We start from the raw sequence: 21,142 nt of genomic DNA, 5'->3' as shown, positions 1-21,142 counted from the left end.
GAATTTTGATAAGATAAACTTATATGCTTTAATCTATAATAATGATTTATATATTAATAATATAGTATTCTTAATATATATAATTTTACTTAATTCTCAATGAACTTTCTCTGCATTTGCTTTTCGGGCAATATTGGTTCATTATTCCCTTCGCCATTATTTTTTCAGCTTCACTCATTTTAGGGCCAAACACAACTTCCATATTTTCTAAAGCAGTCTCTGCTATTTCTAGAAAAATTTGTCTACAAGGTGGTTCTAATGTTTTATTTTCTAATCTTCTTATTAATTCTTGTTGTTTTTCTAGCGATGGAGGATTACATTCCTGGAGTCCCATTGGAGCAGCCGAAATTATATATCTCCACTCTTTTTGAAACTTCCAATTTTCACGCTTAAACTTTCCTAAATCTTTAAATGAATATGATACTTCAAAATTTTTATTTCCTAAAGACTCTAAACTTTGTGCTTTCAGATATTCTTGTAACACTCCATCAATTGATTCATTTCTTACTCTAGGAAATAATTTATTTTGATCATTTGTATACTCTATCTTTACTAACTGTGGCCCGTCTGCTACAATACTCAATTTATTTTCATTATAAAATCTCTCTATATTAATATATGTTTCAATATCTTGTGATAAAAAGAATTCACCCTTTTTATAATAATATTTTTTGAATGGAAATTTCGGTAATCTTATCCTTACACCATGCATATTCTGAGTATATAAATTCCATAATGGGATTGACTCTTCATCATCATCTGTCCAACAACTAGTATATAAAAACCTACCAAACTTATCCATATCTTCTGTTTCAGCTTCTTCAATATCATCAACATTTAATAAATTATTAAAACAAATAGTTTTGTTGTAAACTATTAATGCTAGCGTTTCTAAACTAGTATAATGATATAAATTTCTCATGTAATCCTCCCTCAAAATTCCAATAATGAGTATTATTGATATGTTATCCAATCTGCTCTCTCAATCCTAAAAAATCTGAAAGACATCTAATCTACTCTGTACAGACCCTCTGACATCTAATCTGCTCTGTACGGGGCTTTAAACCCCTCTTGGACTAGTTCCCGCAGAGCAAAAAATCATCGTTTTTCAGCTTTTTATTTTTGATGCTAAAAACCCTGAAAGGCTTATATCAAGCCTTCCAGAGTATACTTCTTTATTTCCTTGACATCAATACTACCGTCTCAACGTGATAGGACTGAGGAAAATTATCAATGGGAGTCACTTTCTCTGTTCTATACCCAAGTGTCTCCAGTATACCGAGATCTCTTCCAAGAGAACCAGGGTCACAGGAAACATAGACAATCTTTTCAGGGTGGATCTTCGCTATGGATTCAAGAAGAGAACCGTCACATCCCTTTCTTGGAGGATCCACAACAACCACATCCGCATGAATGCCTCTCTCCATAAGGTCTACGATAACCTCTTCAGATTTCCCAAGAAGGAACTCTACATTCTCAACACCATTGATCTTTGCATTTACCGTAGCGTCTGCTACAGCTTCCGGCACAATCTCAATACCATAGACTTTCTTTGCCTTCTGCGAAAGGAAAAGAGAAATGGTTCCTGCGCCGCAGTAGCAGTCAAATACAGTCTCACTGCCAGAAAGGTTTGCATATTCCAGTGCCTTTCCATACATCACTTCCGTCTGCTTTGGATTCACCTGGAAAAATGAATGAGGAGAAATCTTAAACTTAAAAGGTCCGATGTAGTCTTCAATGAACTCTTTTCCATAGACCAGATGATTTTGTCCACCAAGAACCACATTGGTATCTTCACGATTCACGTTAAGAATCAGTGATTGGAACCCAGGAAGCTCTTTCAGCTTTGTAAGAAGCACATCCAGATGTGGCACATCCTTACTTGTAACCACCAGCACCACCATAAGATCTCCTGTACTGAATCCCTTTCTGACCATAAGATGTCTGAGGATTCCCTGAGGATTCACCCCCAGATCCTGATGGTAGGTGGAAACATCATAAGCCTCCGCCCAAGTTCGAAGCACAGAAAGCACTTCGTCTGCTTCCTGATGCTGAACGATGCAGGCTTCAATATCCACGATTCTATGGGATCTTTTCGCGTAAAACCCTGCCACAAATTTTCCATCCACTCTGCCAAGAGGAATCTGAACTTTATTCCTGTAGCGGAACGGTGTGTCCATCCCAAGAGTATCTTCCACCGCCACATGGGAGATTTTACCGATCCGTTCCAGGGAATCTTTGACCCTGGTTTTCTTAAACTCCAGCTGTCCTTCATAATCGCTGTGCATGAGATGACAGCCTCCGCATCTGTAATAATAGGGACAGGGCGGTTCCACCCGGTGGCTGCTCGCCTTCTCCACTTCCACCATCTTCGCAAATCCGTAAGATTTATTGGTCTTCAGCACCTTAGCATGGATCTCTTCCCCAGGCAGCGCAAACTCCACAAACAGAGGATATCCTTCTACTTTTCCAATGCCTTCCCCTGTATGGCCCTGCCCCGATATGACCAGCTTTATTTCATCATTCTTCTTCATGTATACCTACCCCATCATTCTCATTCTTTCTCTCATTATAATCTATAAAGTCACTGAACCACAAAAAAAATGCACCCATTCAAAGGGTGCTGAAGTTTTTGAATCAGTTGCCAATAATTCAATTTTTTACATGTACTACTATATCATCAGTTTTTTGCCTAAATGTAAATTTTTAGAGTCTAAATTGTAAACTTTCTATTAAATTTTATAAACCGAAGCAGTAGAACACCCAAACCTATTGAACCTCAATTCATTTCAATATTATGTACAAAATGTTAATTTTTTACCCAGGCAAAAAGGAGCCCGAAGGCTCCTCTCATGGATATCTTAAATTCTATGACTTCAGTACTGTTCTTCCATTGATCACAAGACTTCTCTTTCCATCGATGGTCACAAGAGTGCCTTCTGTCAGAACAGACATAGCCTCCAATGCTTCTGCGATGACTGGAATGTCATGTTTCATGGCTTCCACAGAGATTTCAGGGGTCACCTGATTGGTTTCAACTATGACTCCTGCAGTCTTATGGATGATATTGAGGTAATCGTCTGTAAGAGCATTCACCACAAGAATATCCCCATCAGAAATCTTCTCGTCGGCCATCTTGAAATTAATGGCTTTCTTGATGACACCACTGACCACCTGCTTGGTCTCATGGGTCCTCTTTCCTTGTAGGAGCACATCTCCAATGAGATGAACCTTGATCATATTGGTGGATCCTACAAAGTTAATTGGTAGACCCGCAGTGATGACTACAAGTTCTCCATCCTTCACGAAGCCTTTTTTCTTGGCGATTTCAGCAGTGCTGTCAATCATTTCATCCGTGGACTCATAAAGCTCTGCAACAATAGGGTATACGCCCCAGTACACAGACAGCTTTCTTGCCACATTCTTGCTTGGTGTGATGGCAAGAATCGGACACTCCGGTCTGAATCTGGACACGTTTTTCGCTGTGCTTCCTGATACCGTCGCTGAGATGATGGCAGATGCGCCAAGCTCATAGGCTGTAGTCACACTGGCAAGGGAAATGGCCATGGGCACAGAAGAAGCATGGCTCATCATGAGCTTGTTGAGCACCTTGTCGTGTTTGATGCGTCCTTCCACGTCTTCCGAAATCTTCACCATGGTCTTTACTGCTTCCACAGGATACTTCCCATTGGCTGTTTCTCCTGAAAGCATGATACAGTCGGTGCCATCTAAGATTGCATTGGCCACGTCTGAAACTTCAGCTCTTGTTGGTCTTGGGAAACGGACCATAGACTCCAGCATCTGAGTTGCTGTTACTACAGGCTTCCCAGCCAAGTTACAGAGTTCAATGATTTTCTTCTGGATTCCAGGCACCTGCTCCAGGGGAATCTCCACGCCCATATCTCCACGGGCAACCATGACGCCGTCAGAGTACTTCACAATTTCTTCAACGTTGTCTACGCCTTCCTGGTTCTCTATCTTGGACATCAGGAAAATATCATCCGCTCCAAGATTTCTGAGCACTTTTCTTATGGCAAGGACGTCGTCTGCTTTACGGATAAACGATGCTGCAACGATATCTACACCCATCTCCACGCCAAAAGCCAAATCTTCCAGATCCTTCTCGGTGAGCGCCGGAAGCTGCGTCTTGATCCCAGGAAGATTGATTCCCTTGTGGTTGGACACTGTACCAGAGTTCAGGATTTTTGCTTTAATCACGCCTGAAACAAGTTCCACAGAAACGACTTCTAATGCGATAAGACCGTCATCGATGAGGATTCTGGATCCCACTTCCACATCTTCCGCAAGCTTATTGTAGGTCAGAGAAAACTTTGTGGCATCCCCAAGAATCTCTTCCTTGGTATGAATCTCAATGAAATTTCCTTCTTCCAATTGAACAGGAGCATCTTTGAAATCGTGGGTTCTGATTTCAGGACCCTTGGTATCAAGAAGAATGGCCACAGTCTTCCCTTGCTCCTCAGCAATCTTTCTTACTCTTTCCATTTTCATGCGGTGATTCGCGTGGGTATCATGGGAAAAGTTATGTCTGGAAACATTCATACCCGCCTGAATCAGCTCCCGGATGGTTTCCTCACTTTCTGATGTGGGTCCAATGGTACAGATAATTTTCGTTTTACGCATGTTCATCCTCCTATTTTTTCTTATACAAGGTCCATGGCAATCTGATAGAGTTTTTCATTAAAGGGTCTTGTCATACTCAGGGCTTCATGGATATCATAATCTACAATATCTCCTTTTACAGTTCCGATGACTCTTGCGGATTTTCCTTCTATCAGAAGCTCCACCGCACGGTGTCCCATACGGGTAGCAAGAATTCTGTCATAGGCTGTAGGCATGCCGCCTCTCTGAATATGGCCCAGTACGGTAGTTCTTGTCTCAATACCTGACACATCTTCAATCTCTTTTGCAATCTCTTCAGAATTTCCGACACCTTCAGCAATGACCACCAGGTTGTGGTGCTTCTTGTGTCTTTTTCCGTCCATGACGGTTTTGATGATTTCATCTTTGCTGTATTTCTTTTCCGGAACCAGAATGGTGGTGGCTCCACCGGCAATTCCTGCATATAGTGCAAGATCTCCACAGTTTCTTCCCATAACTTCCACCACAGAGACTCTCTGATGGGAGGAAGAGGTATCACGGATTTTGTTGATGGCATCTATAACGGTATTCTGGGCAGTGTCAAATCCAATGGTACGGTCCGTATAAGCCATGTCATTATCGATGGTTCCAGGAATTCCTATGGTTTTGATGCCAAGATCGGATAATCCCTTTGCCCCCAAGAAGGATCCATCTCCACCAATGACCACAAGTCCTTCTATGCCATACACTCTAAGCACCTGTGCAGCCTTTTCACGAACCTTAGGATCCGCAAACTCAGGGAATCTGGCAGTTTTCAGGATGGTTCCACCCTTCTGGATGATATCAGACACAGAGCTTCTGTCCATAGGAAGGATTTCTCCCTCATGGAGCCCTAAGTATCCTTTGTAAATCCCCATGACTTCTATATTGTTCACAAGAGCAGTACGTACAACAGCTCGGATGGCTGCATTCATTCCTGGCGCGTCGCCACCGCTGGTCAGTATCCCAATTTTCTTCATTTTTATATACCCTCCTAAAGAGGCAGAAGAGGTTCTCTTCCGTCCATTAAAATTTAGCCCATCTTATTGTATCTCTAAAATGAAATCATTTCAAGATGATGCCCTGCCATGAGAAAAAGTTAATATCACCACGATACCACCATCTTTACTTTTCCTAAGATTCAACGACCTTGACATTATCCTCTCCCAGTTTTTCCTCCAGCATCTTCACAATGGGGGACCATTCATCCACCCACAAATCCCTGGACAGCTGCATCACTTCTCTGGTCTTGGAAGATACCACATGGACAGGCATTTCTCCATGGAACGTTTTAAACACCGTTCGTAAAGTCTTCACCATCAGTCTTGCTTCTTCCATATCCTTAAACCTCAGATAGAGCTTCTTCTTTTTTTCCTCCAGGTTTCCGATGGACTCCACAATGATCTTTGTATTCTCTTCCTCTTTAATGGAAACTCTACCACGAATCAGCACAATACGGTCTTCTTTCAGCTCTGAAACTACTTTTTCGTAGGCTTTCGGAAACACGATGCACTCAATGACACCAGACAGGTCCTCCAGCATCAGAAAGGCCATCATAGAAGAGTTTCTTGTGATTTTCCTTGTAATGTTTCTCATGAGTCCGCCAAGAATCACCCGGTCCCCGTCCTTCAGGTCTTTCTCATGAAGAACCGCATCTGCAAACATAGAGGCTTCATCCCGGACATCATCTAGGATGCTGTGATCCTCCGTGAGGATATCAGACACTTTGTGGCTGACACTCCTTGCCAGCCTGTCCTCATACTCATCCAGTGGATGACCAGAGAGGTACATCCCTGTCATTTCCTTTTCCATGAACAGCAGGTCCTTATGACTGAACTCCTTAAGGTTTGGATAGGAAATGGTCATCATTTCCTCCTCTTCCAGAAGATCTCCAAACAAAGAGACCTGACCTTCGATGTTTTTTCTGTTTTTCTGCGTGAAGCTGTCCATGATCTTCTCATAAACCGCCAGCATCTGCGCTCTGTTTCCATCGAGTCCGTCAAAAACCCCCGCACGGATCAGCGCTTCCACCGCCCGCTTGTTGAGGCTTCCATTGGTGTTTCTCTCGAGAAAATCCATCAGTGTCTTATATACGCCGCCGGATCTTCTGTTTTCCACCAGGGACTCCACCATCTGCTTCCCAACCCCTTTGATGGCCCCGAGGCCAAAGACGATCTTCCCATCTTTTACCTTGTATTTCCATTCAGACAAGTTGACGTCTGGAGCATCCACTTCGATGCCTAAACCTTTGGCAAATCTAAGATAGGCGTAACATTTATCTGCATTGCCCAGGAAAGAGTTCAGCATAGCTGCTGTAAACTCCGCAGGATAGTACCGCATGAGATAGGCCGTCTGATAACCGATGACCGCATAGGCTGCCGCATGCGCTTTATTGAAGGCATAACTTGCAAAATCCATCATCTGGTTGAAGATGGTGTTGGCTACCTGCTCAGAGATTCCATTTCGAACACAGCCAGGCACAATGACATTTCCTTTTTCATCATCCAGTCCATAAATAAAGTTCTTTCGCTCTTCCTCCATGACATCATGCTTCTTCTTGCTCATGGCTCGCCTTACAAGATCAGACCTTCCCATGGAATATCCTGCAAGGTCCCGTACAATCTGCATAACTTGCTCCTGGTAAACAATGACACCGTAAGTGACCGAGAGAATCGGCTCCAGTTCTGGACAAAGATAGGTGACTTTTTCCGGATGGTTCTTGTTTTCGATGTATCTTGGAATCTCCGCCATCGGTCCCGGACGGTATAGAGAAATACCCGCTATGATGTCTTCTAAGGAGTCCGGTTTCAGCTCCTTCATAAAGCTTGTCATACCCGCAGATTCCAGCTGGAAAACCCCCACGGTTTTTCCTTCTCCGATCATTTTATAGACCTCAGGGTCATGAAGTGGCAGATTGTCGATATCAATGTCCACACCCCTATTGTCTTTCACCATATCCACGGTATCCCGCATGACGGTGAGAGTACGCAGACCCAGGAAGTCCATTTTCAAAAGTCCAAGTTCTTCCAAAGTGTTCATGGTGAACTGGGTTACAATGGACTCCTCATTTTTCTGAAGAGGGACATAATTCACCAGTGGCTTTTCAGAAATCACAACTCCCGCCGCATGGGTGGAAGCGTGTCTTGAAAGACCCTCCAGCTTCTTTGCGATGTCCAGAAGCTCCATGACACGCCCATCACTTTCATAGGCGCGTTTCAGTTCCGGATTCATCTCAATGGCTCCTTCTAAAGTAATGCCCAGAACCGTTGGAATCATCTTGGCGATCTGATCCACTTCCCCATAGGGGTAGTTCATGGCTCTGCCCACATCCCGGATACAAGCTCTTGCAGCCATGGTACCAAAGGTGATGATCTGAGCCACATTGTCTGCTCCATATTTTCCTACCACATAGTCAATGACTTCACCTCGCCTTTCGTAGCAGAAGTCCGAATCGATATCCGGCATGGAGATTCTTTCCGGATTGAGAAAACGCTCAAAAAGCAGCTGATACTTGATGGGGTCAATCTTCGTGATGTTGAGGCAATAGGACACACAAGAACCCGCAGCACTTCCTCTTCCGGCTCCAGTGGCTATGCCATGGTCATTGGCGAACTTGATGAAGTCCCATACGATGAGGAAATAATCCACATATCCCATATCATTCATGATCTTCAGCTCATAATCAATTCGCGTGATGATCTCCTTCTGCTCTTTCTCCACCAGACCTCTCAGCTCTTCCACACGAATAGGCTTGCCCCGATAGGCTGAGAAGGCATCATACTTCTCCACCATCCCTTCGTAGGTCCTTTCTGTGAGATAAGCGTAAGGGTCCGCTCCTTCCGGCAGCGGAAACTTTGGCAGCTTCGATACATGGAACTCATAGTCAAAGCTGCACATCTCCGCAATTTTCACCGTGTTCTCCAGAGCTTCCGGTACATGGGAAAAGAGATCTTCCATTTCCTCATAGGACTTCAGATAGAACTCATCGGAAGGATACCGCATACGGTTCTCTTCCTCCACTGTTTTTCCTGTCTGTATGCAAAGAAGAATGTCATGGGCTCTGGCATCTTCTTTCTTCAGGTAATGGACATCATTGGTGCAGACAAGGGGGATCCCAAGTTCTTTGGCCAAAGCGATGTTCAGCTTATTTACCTTTCTCTGCTCCTCCAGTCCATGGTCCTGAAGCTCCAGATAATAATCCTCCCCGAACAGTCCATGATAGAACTTCGCAGCTTCCTTGGCTCTATCCGGCATACCCAGATTGAAAAACTCCTGCACTTCACCACCGAGACAAGCAGAAAGACAAATAAGCCCTTCTGAATGCTTCTCCAGAAAAGCGTGGTCTACCCTTGGTTTATAGTAAAACCCAGACAAGGAGGCTTCCGACACAATCTTCATGAGATTCTCATAGCCCGTCTCATTCTTTACAAGAAGAACCAGATGGTGGGTCGTGTTCTCCGGATCCTGATTCTTGATATGCATATCTTTCGCAGCCACATAGATTTCACAGCCGATGATGGGCTTAATGCCTGCTTTTTTTGCTTCTTTGTAAAAATCCACACAGCCGTACATGGAGCCATGGTCCGTAATGGCCACATGCTTCATGCCCAGTTCTTTCACACGGCTGATGATTCCGCTGATCTTCGCCGAGCCATCCAGAAGACTGTACTCTGTATGGAGATGAAGATGGGCAAATGGTTTATCCATAATTTCAGTCCTTTCTATACCAAAGACAACGAGATGTTCCTATGCGCTGAAGTCACAGGCTTTGGAATCTTCAAGCATCGGTCTTAAATGTGCCAGCACCTCATCCACATGGTAAGGATGCACCTGATACTCATCCATGGCTTCTTTAGAGTCAAAGCCTGAAATGAGGCAGATGTCGTAGCTTCTTCCTGTGGACAGCTCATCTTGACCTACCAGCAGATGCTTCAGCTGAGGGATTTTCCCCTCCATGGCCAGCAGCAGTCCCTTTGCCTTTTCCATATTCTCTTTAGAGTTTTCCTTCAACTTAAACAGCACCACATGATAAAACATATGATTCCCCCCTATTTACTCCATGTATTTTTTACACTTTCGTTCTTACTCATCCAGCGTATGCAAAATGCTGAGTCTGGATGTGGCAATGAGCTTGTCTCTTGATTTCAGATTCACATCCACTTTAGAGTGGAGCTTAGATGTCTTGATGATGTTGATCTCCATGGTGAACTTCGCATCAATGCCCAGCACTTCATAAAAGTCTGTAGCGCATTTATCCAGGCTGCAGCTGTAGTACTGGTTCTGAAGATGTGAGATGGCGGTCTTTGACATGAGCATGGAAAGGAGTCCTCTGGAAGCATTACCCAAGGGATCCAGAAACTCTGCCGTCACCACGCCACTGTAGTAGAACTTCCCTTCTCTTTTTTCCACGGTCAAGTGCCGGATGATCTTATCCTCCATGGTATCTGTTTCCATGGGCTTCATATGACGCTCCTGAAGAGCTTTCAGGATGTCCGTTCTCGTAATGACGCCCACAAGGACTCCATCTTCAGTCACAGGACACAGCGGAAGATTTTCCCAGTCCATGATGTGTGCCACATAGGATACCGTGGTCTTGGGCGTCACAGAAAGATTCACCTTGCGGAGCACCTCTCCCACCCGGTCACTGTCTTCTCTGCCAAGGGTTTCCTTGGGGGTGATGATGCCCTGGACCACCATTTTCTCATCCACCACCGGAAACTTCTCATGGCCAGAACGCTCCGACAGCCTGATATAGTCATGGATGGTGTCCCGCACTGTCAGATGATAGGTTTCCTTCTGGATGATGTCTTTCACATAAGGAATGGTCTGCTTAATGAGATTTTCTGAGATTCCACGATTGATCATGGATGCCGTGGTGAATGTGTCATAGGAACAGGAGATGATAGGAATCTTCAGCCTGTCCGCCAGAGCCACATTCTTTTCCGAAGCTTTGAATCCACCGGTGATAAGAACACCAACCCCCATGTTGAGGGCAAGGCTATGCACTTCATCCCGATTGCCCACAATGAGAAGGCCACCAACTGTGAGATACTTTTTCATGGCTTCCATGGTCATGGCTCCGATGTTGAACCTGTAGATGGTCTTTTCAATGCCATCTCTGCCACCAAGAAGCTCTCCATCTACAATACGGATGATCTCATTGTAGGTGATGGATTCGATCTTTTTCTCTTTTTCACTCTCCACACGGATGGTTCCTGTTCGGGGAAGGGTTTCCAGATACCCCTCCTCCTCCATGAGCTTAATGGCTTTATAAGCCGTGGCATCACTGACTCCCCGGTCTTTTGCCAGGGTTCTGACAGAGAGTTTTGTGCCCAGCTGCATTTCTTTGATATGTTCCATGATACGGTCGATCTTCGCCATTAGAGTCCTCCCTTTCTCAGTTCATCTGCAATCTTTTCTATTTTTCTCAATCTATGGTTCACTCCAGATTTCCCAACCGGCGGATCGAGCATTTCTCCAAGCTCCTTCAATGACTCATCTGGATATTCAAGCCGCAGCTCTGCAATATCACGCAGGGGCTTTGAGAGTCTTTTCAGACCAATCTCTTTTTCGATGAGCTTAATGGACTCCACTTGCCGAACCGCTGCATTAACGGTCTTTGAAAGGTTTGCTGTCTCGCAGTTCACCAGTCGGTTCACATTGTTTCTCATATCTTTGACAATGCGGACGTTTTCGAACTCAAAAAGGCTGTTGTAGGCACCGATGATGGAAAGAATATCCACGATCTGCTCTCCCTCTTTCAGGTAGACAATGTGGGAGTTCTTTCGGGCGATGACCTTTGAAGTCAGCCCATAGGAATTGATGAGCTCTTTCAGCTCTTCTGCAAGTTCCAGAGAGTTCACCACAAACTCCAGATGATAGGCTTTCTCCGGATTTGACACACTGCCGGATCCCAGAAAGGATCCTTTGATATAGGCTTTCTTCAGAGCATCCGTATGCACCAGATTGGGGCTGATGGAGTAGTTCAGTCCCATAGCACCTTCCTCTTCCTTCAGTATTCCTGTCTCCAGAAGAAGTTCCCGAAGGCCCATATCCTCAGAGATGACAATCACATAGACATTGTTTTTCTTGAGCGAACCTGATTTTTTCACGAGAAGCCTTCCGTGAATTTTCAGATGGTCCTTGAGAAGCTTAAAAATAAACCTCGCTGTGGAGGGGTTTTCCGTGGTGATTTTAAACGACAGCTTGGCAGACCCAAAGGCCAGGGTTCCGGACAGACGCATGATAGCGGATAAAAGAGCAATGATCTCTGCCCTTGTAATTTCTGTATTTTTCGTGATTTCATTTTTCACTGTAGAGGAAAAAGACATATAGTTCACCAGCCTGTTTTATTATAGTTCAAAAATTCTCTGTATCTTCTGTATTTTTCAAGACAGTTTTAGTACAGCTGACCCTTCAATTATAGCATAAACCATCCCTGGTGCATCGCAAAAAGACCCCTTTACGCCGTATAAAATTAAACCGGAAGTCTTTGGTTTTGAACTCAAAGACTTCCGGCCCTATCTTTTTTACTCGCAGTTTACTGCTTCTTCCCTTTAAGTTTTCCAGAGAGCGCCACATACTCCAGGATTCTCTTCTTGTCACTGACCAAGGTCTCTTCCAGAACAATCTCCATGAGCTTCTGAGAGAGCTTGTCCGCATCATGACGTACAGAAGATTCTCTAGGTTTGATAAAATCTCCCTGAATCAGTTTGAAAGGCTCCTCTTTAAGGTTCTCATAATCAATCTCTACTTCAAACTGGTTCATTCTATGATACTTGTCCCGAAGATGATCATTTCTGATCTTCATATCATTGGCAAAAACGTAGTCCAGCGGACCGATGTCCCCATGGGCATACAGGGCTTTCAGATGATCCGATACTCTAAATCCATCTGTTTCTCCTGGCTGAGTCATGACATTGGCGATGTAAATCTTCCTGCCTCTGCTTTCTTTAATGGCCTCAGGCACACCTTTCACCAGAAGGTTTGGAATAACGGAGGTGTACAGGGATCCCGGACCTAAAATAATGGCATCTGCCCGTAGAATTTCATTTTTCACATCTTCTAATGCCTCTGCATCCTCCGGCACAATATAAAGCCTTTGAATCCTCGCCCCTTCTTTGATGCTCACATCAGGAATATGGGACTCTCCCACCACCAGCTGGTTGTTGTCCAGCACCGCATGAATCTTCACATTATCCAGGGTCACAGGGAGCACCTTTCCAGTGATGGCAAGAACACTGGCCATCTTCTGCACCGCATCCTCAAAATTGTCTGAGACTCCATCCATGGCCGCCAGAAAAAGATTACCGAAGCTTTGTCCTTTCAGCGTACCATCTTTAAAACGATACTGCATAAGTTCCTCCATAAGAGGCTCTGTATTTGCAAGGGCCACCAGACAGTTTCTGATGTCACCAGGCGGCAGGATGCCAAGATCATCCCTAAGCGCACCTGAGCCCCCTCCGTCATCGGCTACGGTCACCACAGCGGTAATATTGTTGGTATAGTTCTTGATGCCTTTTAAGATGGTGGAAAGACCTGTTCCTCCACCAATGATGACCACTCTTGGTCCTTGGACCAGAAGCTTCTTGTCATGAATGAGGCTTCCGATTTCCCTGGAGTCCATATTAAAATGAATGAGACCATCCTGTACAAGACTCATGAAGCTTTTGATGAGCTCCGCTGTAGATACATACAGGGTGGAAGCTCCCAGTATCAGAAGATACACATAATAGACGCTGTAGGCTTCTTCTCCAAAGCGTCTGAAAATAAGCTCTATGATCGCAAATATCAGAAGTCCTATGCCCACAATCCCCAGTCCAAACCATCTTTTCAACCCCACACCCATATTAAGCCAGTCTTTTATCTTCATAGTTACGCACCACAAATCCCTCATACTTATTACATAGATTATACCACAGCCGCTTGGATAGAGAACATATCGCCGGTACATAAGAAGTTCTTGCGGTAAATACCACGGAATCCCTGTTTCTCCTCTGGCTCCAAAGTCGATAAAACTCAAATGTCTGTAAGGCATACGATGTTCGGGCAATGCTTTTTTTAGCTTAGCACTGAACTTACTTCGCCTCTCCCTAGACCAAGTGCACCCATAAGGTCCCACTCAAATACATATAGTGAAGAATCTCTTATCTTACGCATCATGTGGAAGCTGCCACATTTTCTCAAACTGAAAGAGGAGACTATGGTAAAATAGCCTCCTCTTTCAGAAATTCTGGTTATTACTCATTCAATATACATGAAATCTAACATTCACTTGAATTATCTTTTGTTCTTTACCTTCTCCCAGTTGATCTGTACGATGATTTTGTCAAATTTAGCTTCCCGTCTGAAAATGCTGGATGAGATTTCTCTATTGAGCTTAAGACAGTTCTCAAAGGTGTATCTATCCCCATTCTCATAAAACACCGAAACTGCATCATGATCTGTACATTCGTATATGACAGGCACAGAACATAGGGTGAATCCGAGCTGGTTCTCCCGAATATCCAGCTTCCGTCCAGGCAGCATCCAATCCACAGGGCTCTTTATGAACTCCTCTTCCGATAAAAGAGTCGGTGCAAAGGAGATTTCCCCTTGCGATACGAAGACACCAAGCTCACTGAATCTTGTTATGATATCCTCTTTGACCTGTCCCGTCATACCAGGCTGCTGGACGCCAGCAAAACTTGGTGTATGGGAGTAGGCATCCGTTGGGAACGCACCATAATTCACAGGTGATTTTGTCACACCAATGCCTTCCTTCAACTCTCTGAAGTGCTTTGTCAGCTGATCCGCTTCATCCGCTGCTCCCCTAAGAACAGCACGGTCATGATTTTCCTTCGCTGCCAGCACCAGTTTTGAAACCATATGCCAGTAAATACTTCCTAGGCCCTCATACTTGAAGAAGGTCCCCGATCGGCCGGTAAAGGCATGATGATCAAACAAGTTGCTGAATATCTCACCCACAGCCTGAATATCCTCATACTTGTAGGTATCAACTTTACTCAATGCATCCATGATTTCCTTGGCATTTCGGAACTGGCCATTAAAACGGTACCGTCCATTGACATCCTTTTCCACAAATCTCCGGGAACCCATCTCAAGTTCCTTCTTCAAAATCAGAGAGGTTTCCACCGCTTCTGCTGGAATGATGTTTTTCTCCAAAAACTTCGGTAAATCCCGCTCAGGATACAGCATATAGCTGTTCTGGTCTTCCCGGTAAATTTTACTGTTTCTGAGAGCTTCCAGCACGTTCAGCGCTTCATCCTCGCTTAAGGCTCCAGAGCTTAGCACCGCCACCTGGCCTTCAAGCATCTCATATAAATGGGATAGAGTGCAGGCATTCTCAGAGAACTTCAGCAGATTATAGGAATGATAGAGTCCATCTTCTCTTCTGTTTTCTTTGATGGTCGTGATCAGATGCCGTTCTGCCGTATTCAAAAATCTTCTGACATCCATGTAATCGAGATGAATCTTCTCTCCTGTAAAACCATTCTCATAAATAGCTTGGCGGTAGGATTCTCCAATTTCCCCAAGTTTCTTGACCATCTCATACCGCTCTTCTTCTGTGAGCCCTCTCATGAGAGCTTCCTCACTTTCTGAAAGCACCTTCAGCATCTCATCAAACATGGTTTTCACTTCAGAAGATACCTTTACTGTTCCAGAGACCTCATCCATGAGGCGATCCATAAAGCTCAAGTACCTGTAGAGATAGTATAACGTAACCATCGATACGCCATTTCCAACCAATGCATTGTTGGCATCATTCCATTCCGGACGCTGTGTGTTCATCCATATACCCCCGCCAGGGATATAGTTTGACATCTTGGAAAGCATCACAACAAGGAGTTTTTCCATCAGGTTCACATGATAGATCTCTTCCCCTCTAAAATGCAATTTGCCGTCTGCACCACAGTTTTCCACTCTTTTTTCGATGAGTCCCGCGGATTCTTCATCATAGACAATGGTATCTTTCGGATTTCCAATCAGGCTGTCTATTCCTTTGATTCTATAGGGTACATTGGCATAGACAAAGCTCTCTTTTGAGAGCATTTCACTTAATTTCTTTGGATGGTAATTTCTCGACATCTCCAAGATCTTTAGAAGATAGATGACTTGATGGTCTCCCCAGTAACCGATATTCGACCAAGGATCGGAAGGATCCGGTTCTTCCCAGTCTATTCCATCCTTCGTGATACGGTACGGATTGTATCCGTCTGGTGTAGATGCATTGACGAACTTGGAAATGATGCTTTCAATATATTCCGGGAAGGAAATGGAAAGGGCTTCCCAGTTCTGGAAAATATCTCTCCAGTTTCCTTCAAAATTCAGATTCTGCTCTCCATTTTCTCCATTGATCTTGATGTTGAATTTATTCCATGGACGGCTTGGATCCCCATGGCGTCTGGAATAGGTCAGAGGAAGATATTCAAGAACCAACCGCTCATAATCAGGGTCTCCAGTCTTCTCCACCATAGCGAGAAGGTCCAAATAACTGATCTCACCAGGTAAGTTCTCCAGTTCCTCCTTGTATTTTGCCATAATGGAACTGTTCCATTTTCCAATGAAGGCGATGAGGTCCTGCGTGGGAATCCTATACCCATCCGCATAAATGCCTCCTCGCATGATGTTGTAAAGCGTATTTGAAAAATGTCTGTACCCAGCCAACCGATCTTCGGTGAACTGGAACCCATCCGCATCAAAGACCAGCTTCTTCAGATTATCGTCACCTTTGGCAAGATCCTCTTCCAAGGAAGCCAGTATGCTGTCTCCATCCGCGATCTCTTTCATCAGGGATTCCACATCTGAAGCGCTCTGTTTCAGCTCTGAAACAATCACCCACTTCTTTACGTCAGAAGGTTCAAGCGTCAGTGCAGCGGAGACATAAAACGCACCTCTTTGTCCTTTGATATCATGCTCAGTGGACACTTCAAGACCCTTTCCGAAATTTCTGATCTGCTTTTCGGAGAGAAGATACCTGGCATCCCCCAGGCCCTTTGTCCAGACCGTTGTCGCTTTAAGTGATTCACTGGGTTCTGGCTGGTCCGAAATGATAGAACTGAGTGTAAAAATCCCAAGAGCAGCACTCTCTATCAGTTCATTTCTCTTGTACCCATCAATGAGCGTGCTTCGGCTTGTCTGGGTAAGTGCATCGACACCATAAGGGAGGATATTCCGAATCCCGTCCAGCACAGAGATCTCCACAGTCTTGCTGCAGCTGCTGACAATCTCTGACTCTTTGACTATTCCATAGCGGCTGCTCATTTTCCAGGAGTACCGGTAGGTCAGGTTGAGATCAAGATTCTCTTCCTCGAATATTATTTTATTCCCCAGGGTGTTCTTGTATAGATTTCTTCTGATTTTATATAAATCCGCATTATGGTTCGTAAAAGGTTTCCAGAAAACTTTCCGTTCTCCCAAGGAAACGATCAAAGCGGTATCCGGTCCCGTGGTTTCTATGCTGTCATGGACTTTATCGTCGGTGACGTAGGGAAACAGCGCATTATCTGCATTTTCTCTTCCCGCCGTAAGACCACCGGTACTGGACACAAACATCCAAAAATCCCCATCATTGACAATGGTCATGAAAAACGGAGGCATCTCATGAAAATCACTGATTCTGAAAAATGTTTCACCGTTCATTCCCACTGTTTTCAAAGAAATCTCCGGTGAATCTCCTTGTAAAATACAATCCCCGATATATAAACTCTTATCTCTCATCTTACTATCCTTTCATCCTATGGTTAGCCTTTTACTGCACCTGCTGAGATATTTTCAATCAGATATTTCGAGGCGAAAATAAACACAATAACAATTGGTACAATCGAGATGGCAAATCCCAGATAAATTGCTCCCTGATTCTGATACCAGATCCGAAGGGCCTTCAGCGAGGAAATAACCATGGGCAGTGTTTCATTTTCCTTGGAACTTAAAATCACTCGCGCACTGAGATAATTGTTCCAAGATCCGATGAAGGTGAAGATGGACATGGTTGCCACTCCTGGTGCCATAAGCGGCAGCGCGATCCTATGGAAGATATACATCTCTCCTGCGCCGTCTATTCTTGCCGCCTCTATGATCTCTCTTCCTAAAGATGAGCTGATATAGGCTCTAAGGAAAAACACCGTACCGATGGAGGCAATGGACGGTATGATCAGTGCAAGGTGATTGTCCATGAGACCGATCTGTGTCATGAGTCTGACATACCCAAGAAATGCCAGTTGGCTGGGCACCATCATAAAAATCAGAATCAACCCAAACAGCACATTTTTCCCTCTAAAATTATAGATATGGAACCCGTATGCCGTCAGTGCGGAAAAATAAGCTGAAAGAACCGTAACGGACAGAGCGATTTTCAGAGAGTTTCTGAAGCCTCGCATCACATCAACATTCTCCACGAGAATTTTATAGTTTTCCATTAAACTGTTTCCGGGTATCAAGGTGATTCCCTGAGTCGAAATAGACATGCCGTCTCGGGTGGCATTGATGAGCACGATCCAGAATGGTATCACTGCGATAACCACCAAAAATGCCAAGAAAAGATAGATCAGCGTATATACCGTCACCTTTCTGACTTTATTCCTTCGGAGTTCTTTCTGTCTTTCCTCTTCAGTCTGTGGAGCGCTGCGCTCTACGATTCTATTGCCTTTCAAGGGAATCACCACCTTTCATCATCAGTGCCTGTTTCTTTCTCAACTTCTTCTCTTTACGGTTCATAAAAAACTCTTTAATTTCTCGTCTATTTGTTGCGATGGTAAAAACAGCGGTAAAGACCATAATAAGTAAAAATAAAACAAAGGAAAGGGCGGATGCATAACCGTAGTTTCGATAAACAAAAGCCATGTTATAGATGTATACAATCATCGTGTTCAGACTGCCTTCCGGAAAACCTTTGCCGTCGGTAATGAGAAACGGTATGTCAAAAAGCTGCAGACCACCAATAAGCCCTGTCACCATCACATACATCAGGATGGGTTTAATAGAGGGTATGGTGATGTTTTTCATGATCTGAAGTCTGGTGGCACCGTCAATTCTGGCAGCTTCAAATGTTTCTTTACTTACTGCCTGCACAGAAGCCATGAACAGAATAAACGAATTGCCAAACCACATCCAAGTCTGAATGCCTGAAACACTCATCTGTGCCAGAATAGGCTTTGTAAGCCAACCAATAGCTTGATCGATCCACCCGATGTTAAAGAGAACCTGATTCACCACTCCATAATCCCGATCTAGAAGTTTGAAGAAAATCAAAGCTATGGTCGCAGAAGCGATGAGATTCGGAAGATAAAACACCACGCGGAAGAATCCCAGTCCTTTGACTTTGTATTTGATGTCTGAAAAGATCATCACCAGCAGAAATGCCAAAAAGATCTGGAAAAAAATGTTCACAGCCCAGATTCTGATGGTATTGAAGAAAGCATCCACCACGTTGGGATCATTGAAAACCAGCTTGAAATTCTCCGCTCCAATAAACACTTGTGGTCCATAGCCCTTATATCTTGTCATAGAAAGATAGAGTGTAAACAGAATCGGATATACATTAAATAATGCAAACACCAGAAAAAATGGTGTGATGAAAAAATATCCTTTCCTTTCCTTTGTTTTTCTCATTTTTACCTCCATATGCAAAAGTAGACATTACGTCTACTTCTGCATAGTTTTTGTTTATTCAGTTGGGAGTCCATCCACATAAATTTCAGGATATGTTACCTTCACATCATTGTAGAATGCAGTCAGCACATCCGCTACGGAAGCATAACCTGCAGAACCCTGCTTGTAATTTGTGATATGGATGCCCAGAAGATCATTTAGTCCTCTGTCATACACAGTAACGTTGGATAGATCAATCTTGGCAGCTTCTTCACTGAAAACCTCCAGGTGGTTCATGCCGCCTAGGGAATCTCTTCCAGCATAGTCAGCGATGACTGGTGCCATAACAGATTCAACAGAATACATGTCTCCGTCAGCAGCCTGTCTCTCAGCAAGTCTTTCCTTGTCAAACAGCATGGACTTCAGGAATGCAAATGCTGCTTCTGGATTCTCAGAGTCTGCGTTAACCCCAAGATAAGTTCCACCCCAGAAATAAGAGTTAGGACCTGAAGCCATACCCCAGTTGCCTTTAAACGCTGCCTTTTCATACTCGTCTTTCTTTGCCTGGTCAGCATCCTCTGCTGGCTTAGGTAGTGTGTTGCCATTGGCATCCACTTTTTCCATGTTTGGTTCGATAATATATTTTAGACCCCATGTAGGCATGGAATATGCCATAACCTGCCAGTTCTTTCCTTCTGCATCTGTCAGATCCTTATCCATGGCATCAAACCAAGGACCACTCCACTCAGCTGCATTGGCTGTCAAAGAATCACTGATGGTCTCTCCATACATACCCTTAACCAGATTGATGTAAGGAATCTGCTCTTTGATTTTCGCAGGATTCAGCTTTCCATCTTCCCCAATCCACTTAGCAGGATCATTGGTTCCTGCTGCAAAGTGTCGTACAGCCTGATCATCTGGGAACAAACGCCAGTTTGGATTGAACTCCTTCACTTCCACCTGAGCCTGAAGCATGTTGTCAATGGTATTGAACTTGTTTTCGTTCATCCAGTTTGTGACAGCAGCGTTGTAATCATCTGTACCCTCAGCTGGGAAGCCTGCTTCTGTTCCCCAAACTTCAGCAGCCATATCTGTCTTGAAGAAAATGGCTCCTGGTGTTACCTGCCATGATAATGCGGCAAGCTTTCCTGTTGCAGGATCAATTCCAGACTGCCAGATGTATTCAGCATAATCCGCTTTTTCAGCAGCCAGATCCACATCTTTATCATTCTCCATCATAGTTTCAATATCCGCATAGTATCCAGCTTCAATAAACTGCTTGATATGATCGAGCTCGCCTGTAAAAACGTCTGGTCCATTTCCGGAGGACAGAGCTGGTAAAATCTTATCCATATACCCATCCTGAATGGATACCGCTACAAATTCTACTTCCATTCCAGCAAACGGCTTTCCGTCTGCAGTATAAAGCTCCTTAAAGTTATCAATATCACCAGCGGTCTGAAGTTCATCTGTAAAAGACCAGATTACCAACTTCTCATTGGAATAGTCCTTATTTGGATCAACCTCCACAGAAGGTGCATCCTCTTTCTTGCCACAAGCAGAAAGAACAACCATAGACGCCAGTAAGAATGAAAGAATTTTTTTGATTTTCATCCGATTAACCCCTTTTTAAAGTTTTTTCAACACACAGTAATGTCGTACCCATAATATAACACAATCACGAAAGCGGTTTCAATACTTTTTCTAAAGATTTTTCAAAAAATGAAAACCTTTTTATCTTTATTGAACCAATGCTCATTGAAGATGTCACTTCGCCTCCCATTGTTGAAACAGATCGATTTAATCTCTAGAGCCATTGATATTCAGTAACTTTTGCCTTTCAACCATATAATAACCACTCAGAAAAGTCATCTTGGCCAGAATAAAACGATCTCAAACCTCAGTCATAACAAAC

The 21,142-nt window shown here is 44.0% G+C and carries 13 protein-coding genes; all 13 read right to left on the bottom strand.

The features are described 5' to 3' along the window. Window positions 1-85 precede the first annotated feature (85 nt). The gene (locus BM243_RS12160; protein WP_074912620.1) at window positions 86-922 is read right to left on the bottom strand and encodes a DUF2971 domain-containing protein; all 837 of its coding nucleotides are present in this window, start codon (window positions 920-922) and stop codon (window positions 86-88) included. Window positions 923-1,175: 253 nt separating this feature from the next. Beyond that, complete coding sequence (gene rlmD, locus BM243_RS12155) at window positions 1,176-2,534, bottom strand: 23S rRNA (uracil(1939)-C(5))-methyltransferase RlmD (protein ID WP_074912619.1); 1,359 nt, start codon at window positions 2,532-2,534, stop codon at window positions 1,176-1,178. Window positions 2,535-2,868: 334 nt separating this feature from the next. Next, a complete protein-coding gene (pyk, locus tag BM243_RS12150; RefSeq protein WP_074912618.1) occupies window positions 2,869-4,641 on the bottom strand; it encodes a pyruvate kinase in 1,773 nt (590 codons plus the stop codon). A gap of 20 nt (window positions 4,642-4,661) precedes the next feature. Next, window positions 4,662-5,618, bottom strand: a complete 957-nt coding sequence (pfkA, locus tag BM243_RS12145) for a 6-phosphofructokinase (RefSeq protein ID WP_031574568.1) — start codon at window positions 5,616-5,618, stop codon at window positions 4,662-4,664. 154 nt (window positions 5,619-5,772) lie between these two features. Then, window positions 5,773-9,345 (bottom strand): DNA polymerase III subunit alpha, encoded by a 3,573-nt coding sequence (locus tag BM243_RS12140; protein ID WP_074912617.1) that lies wholly within the window; start codon window positions 9,343-9,345, stop codon window positions 5,773-5,775. A gap of 39 nt (window positions 9,346-9,384) precedes the next feature. Continuing rightward, entirely contained in the window at window positions 9,385-9,675 is a 291-nt protein-coding gene (locus BM243_RS12135; protein ID WP_074912616.1) for a Dabb family protein, read from the bottom strand. Between the two features lie 45 nt (window positions 9,676-9,720). Beyond that, on the bottom strand, window positions 9,721-11,019 hold the full coding sequence (locus tag BM243_RS12130) for a DRTGG domain-containing protein (protein ID WP_074912615.1): 1,299 nt from the start codon (window positions 11,017-11,019) through the stop codon (window positions 9,721-9,723). Next, window positions 11,019-11,969, bottom strand: coding sequence for a DNA-binding protein WhiA (gene whiA / locus BM243_RS12125; RefSeq protein ID WP_074912614.1), 951 nt, complete (start codon window positions 11,967-11,969; stop codon window positions 11,019-11,021). Before whiA ends, BM243_RS12130 begins: the two co-directional genes overlap by 1 nt. Window positions 11,970-12,178: 209 nt before the next feature. Continuing rightward, a complete protein-coding gene (locus tag BM243_RS12120; RefSeq protein ID WP_074912613.1) occupies window positions 12,179-13,510 on the bottom strand; it encodes a gluconeogenesis factor YvcK family protein in 1,332 nt (443 codons plus the stop codon). Window positions 13,511-13,917: 407 nt separating this feature from the next. After that, complete coding sequence (locus tag BM243_RS12115; RefSeq protein WP_207646198.1) at window positions 13,918-17,295, bottom strand: hypothetical protein; 3,378 nt, start codon at window positions 17,293-17,295, stop codon at window positions 13,918-13,920. Between the two features lie 86 nt (window positions 17,296-17,381). Then, window positions 17,382-18,290 carry a carbohydrate ABC transporter permease gene (locus BM243_RS12110; RefSeq protein ID WP_242943558.1) on the bottom strand — a complete coding sequence of 303 codons (909 nt, stop codon included), beginning with the start codon at window positions 18,288-18,290 and terminating at the stop codon, window positions 17,382-17,384. After that, window positions 18,277-19,248 (bottom strand): carbohydrate ABC transporter permease, encoded by a 972-nt coding sequence (locus BM243_RS12105; protein ID WP_083422790.1) that lies wholly within the window; start codon window positions 19,246-19,248, stop codon window positions 18,277-18,279. The genes BM243_RS12110 and BM243_RS12105 overlap by 14 nt, the downstream gene beginning before the upstream one ends. Before the next feature lie 54 nt (window positions 19,249-19,302). Further along, complete coding sequence (locus BM243_RS12100; protein WP_083422789.1) at window positions 19,303-20,841, bottom strand: ABC transporter substrate-binding protein; 1,539 nt, start codon at window positions 20,839-20,841, stop codon at window positions 19,303-19,305. Between the last annotated feature and the right edge of the window lie 301 nt (window positions 20,842-21,142).

It is taken from the genome of Proteiniclasticum ruminis (genome assembly GCF_900115135.1).
Lineage (GTDB): Bacteria > Bacillota > Clostridia > Clostridiales > Clostridiaceae > Proteiniclasticum > Proteiniclasticum ruminis_A.
The sequence above is the reverse complement of the archived record's forward strand: the minus strand, read 5'-3'. Positions and strand labels throughout refer to the sequence as shown.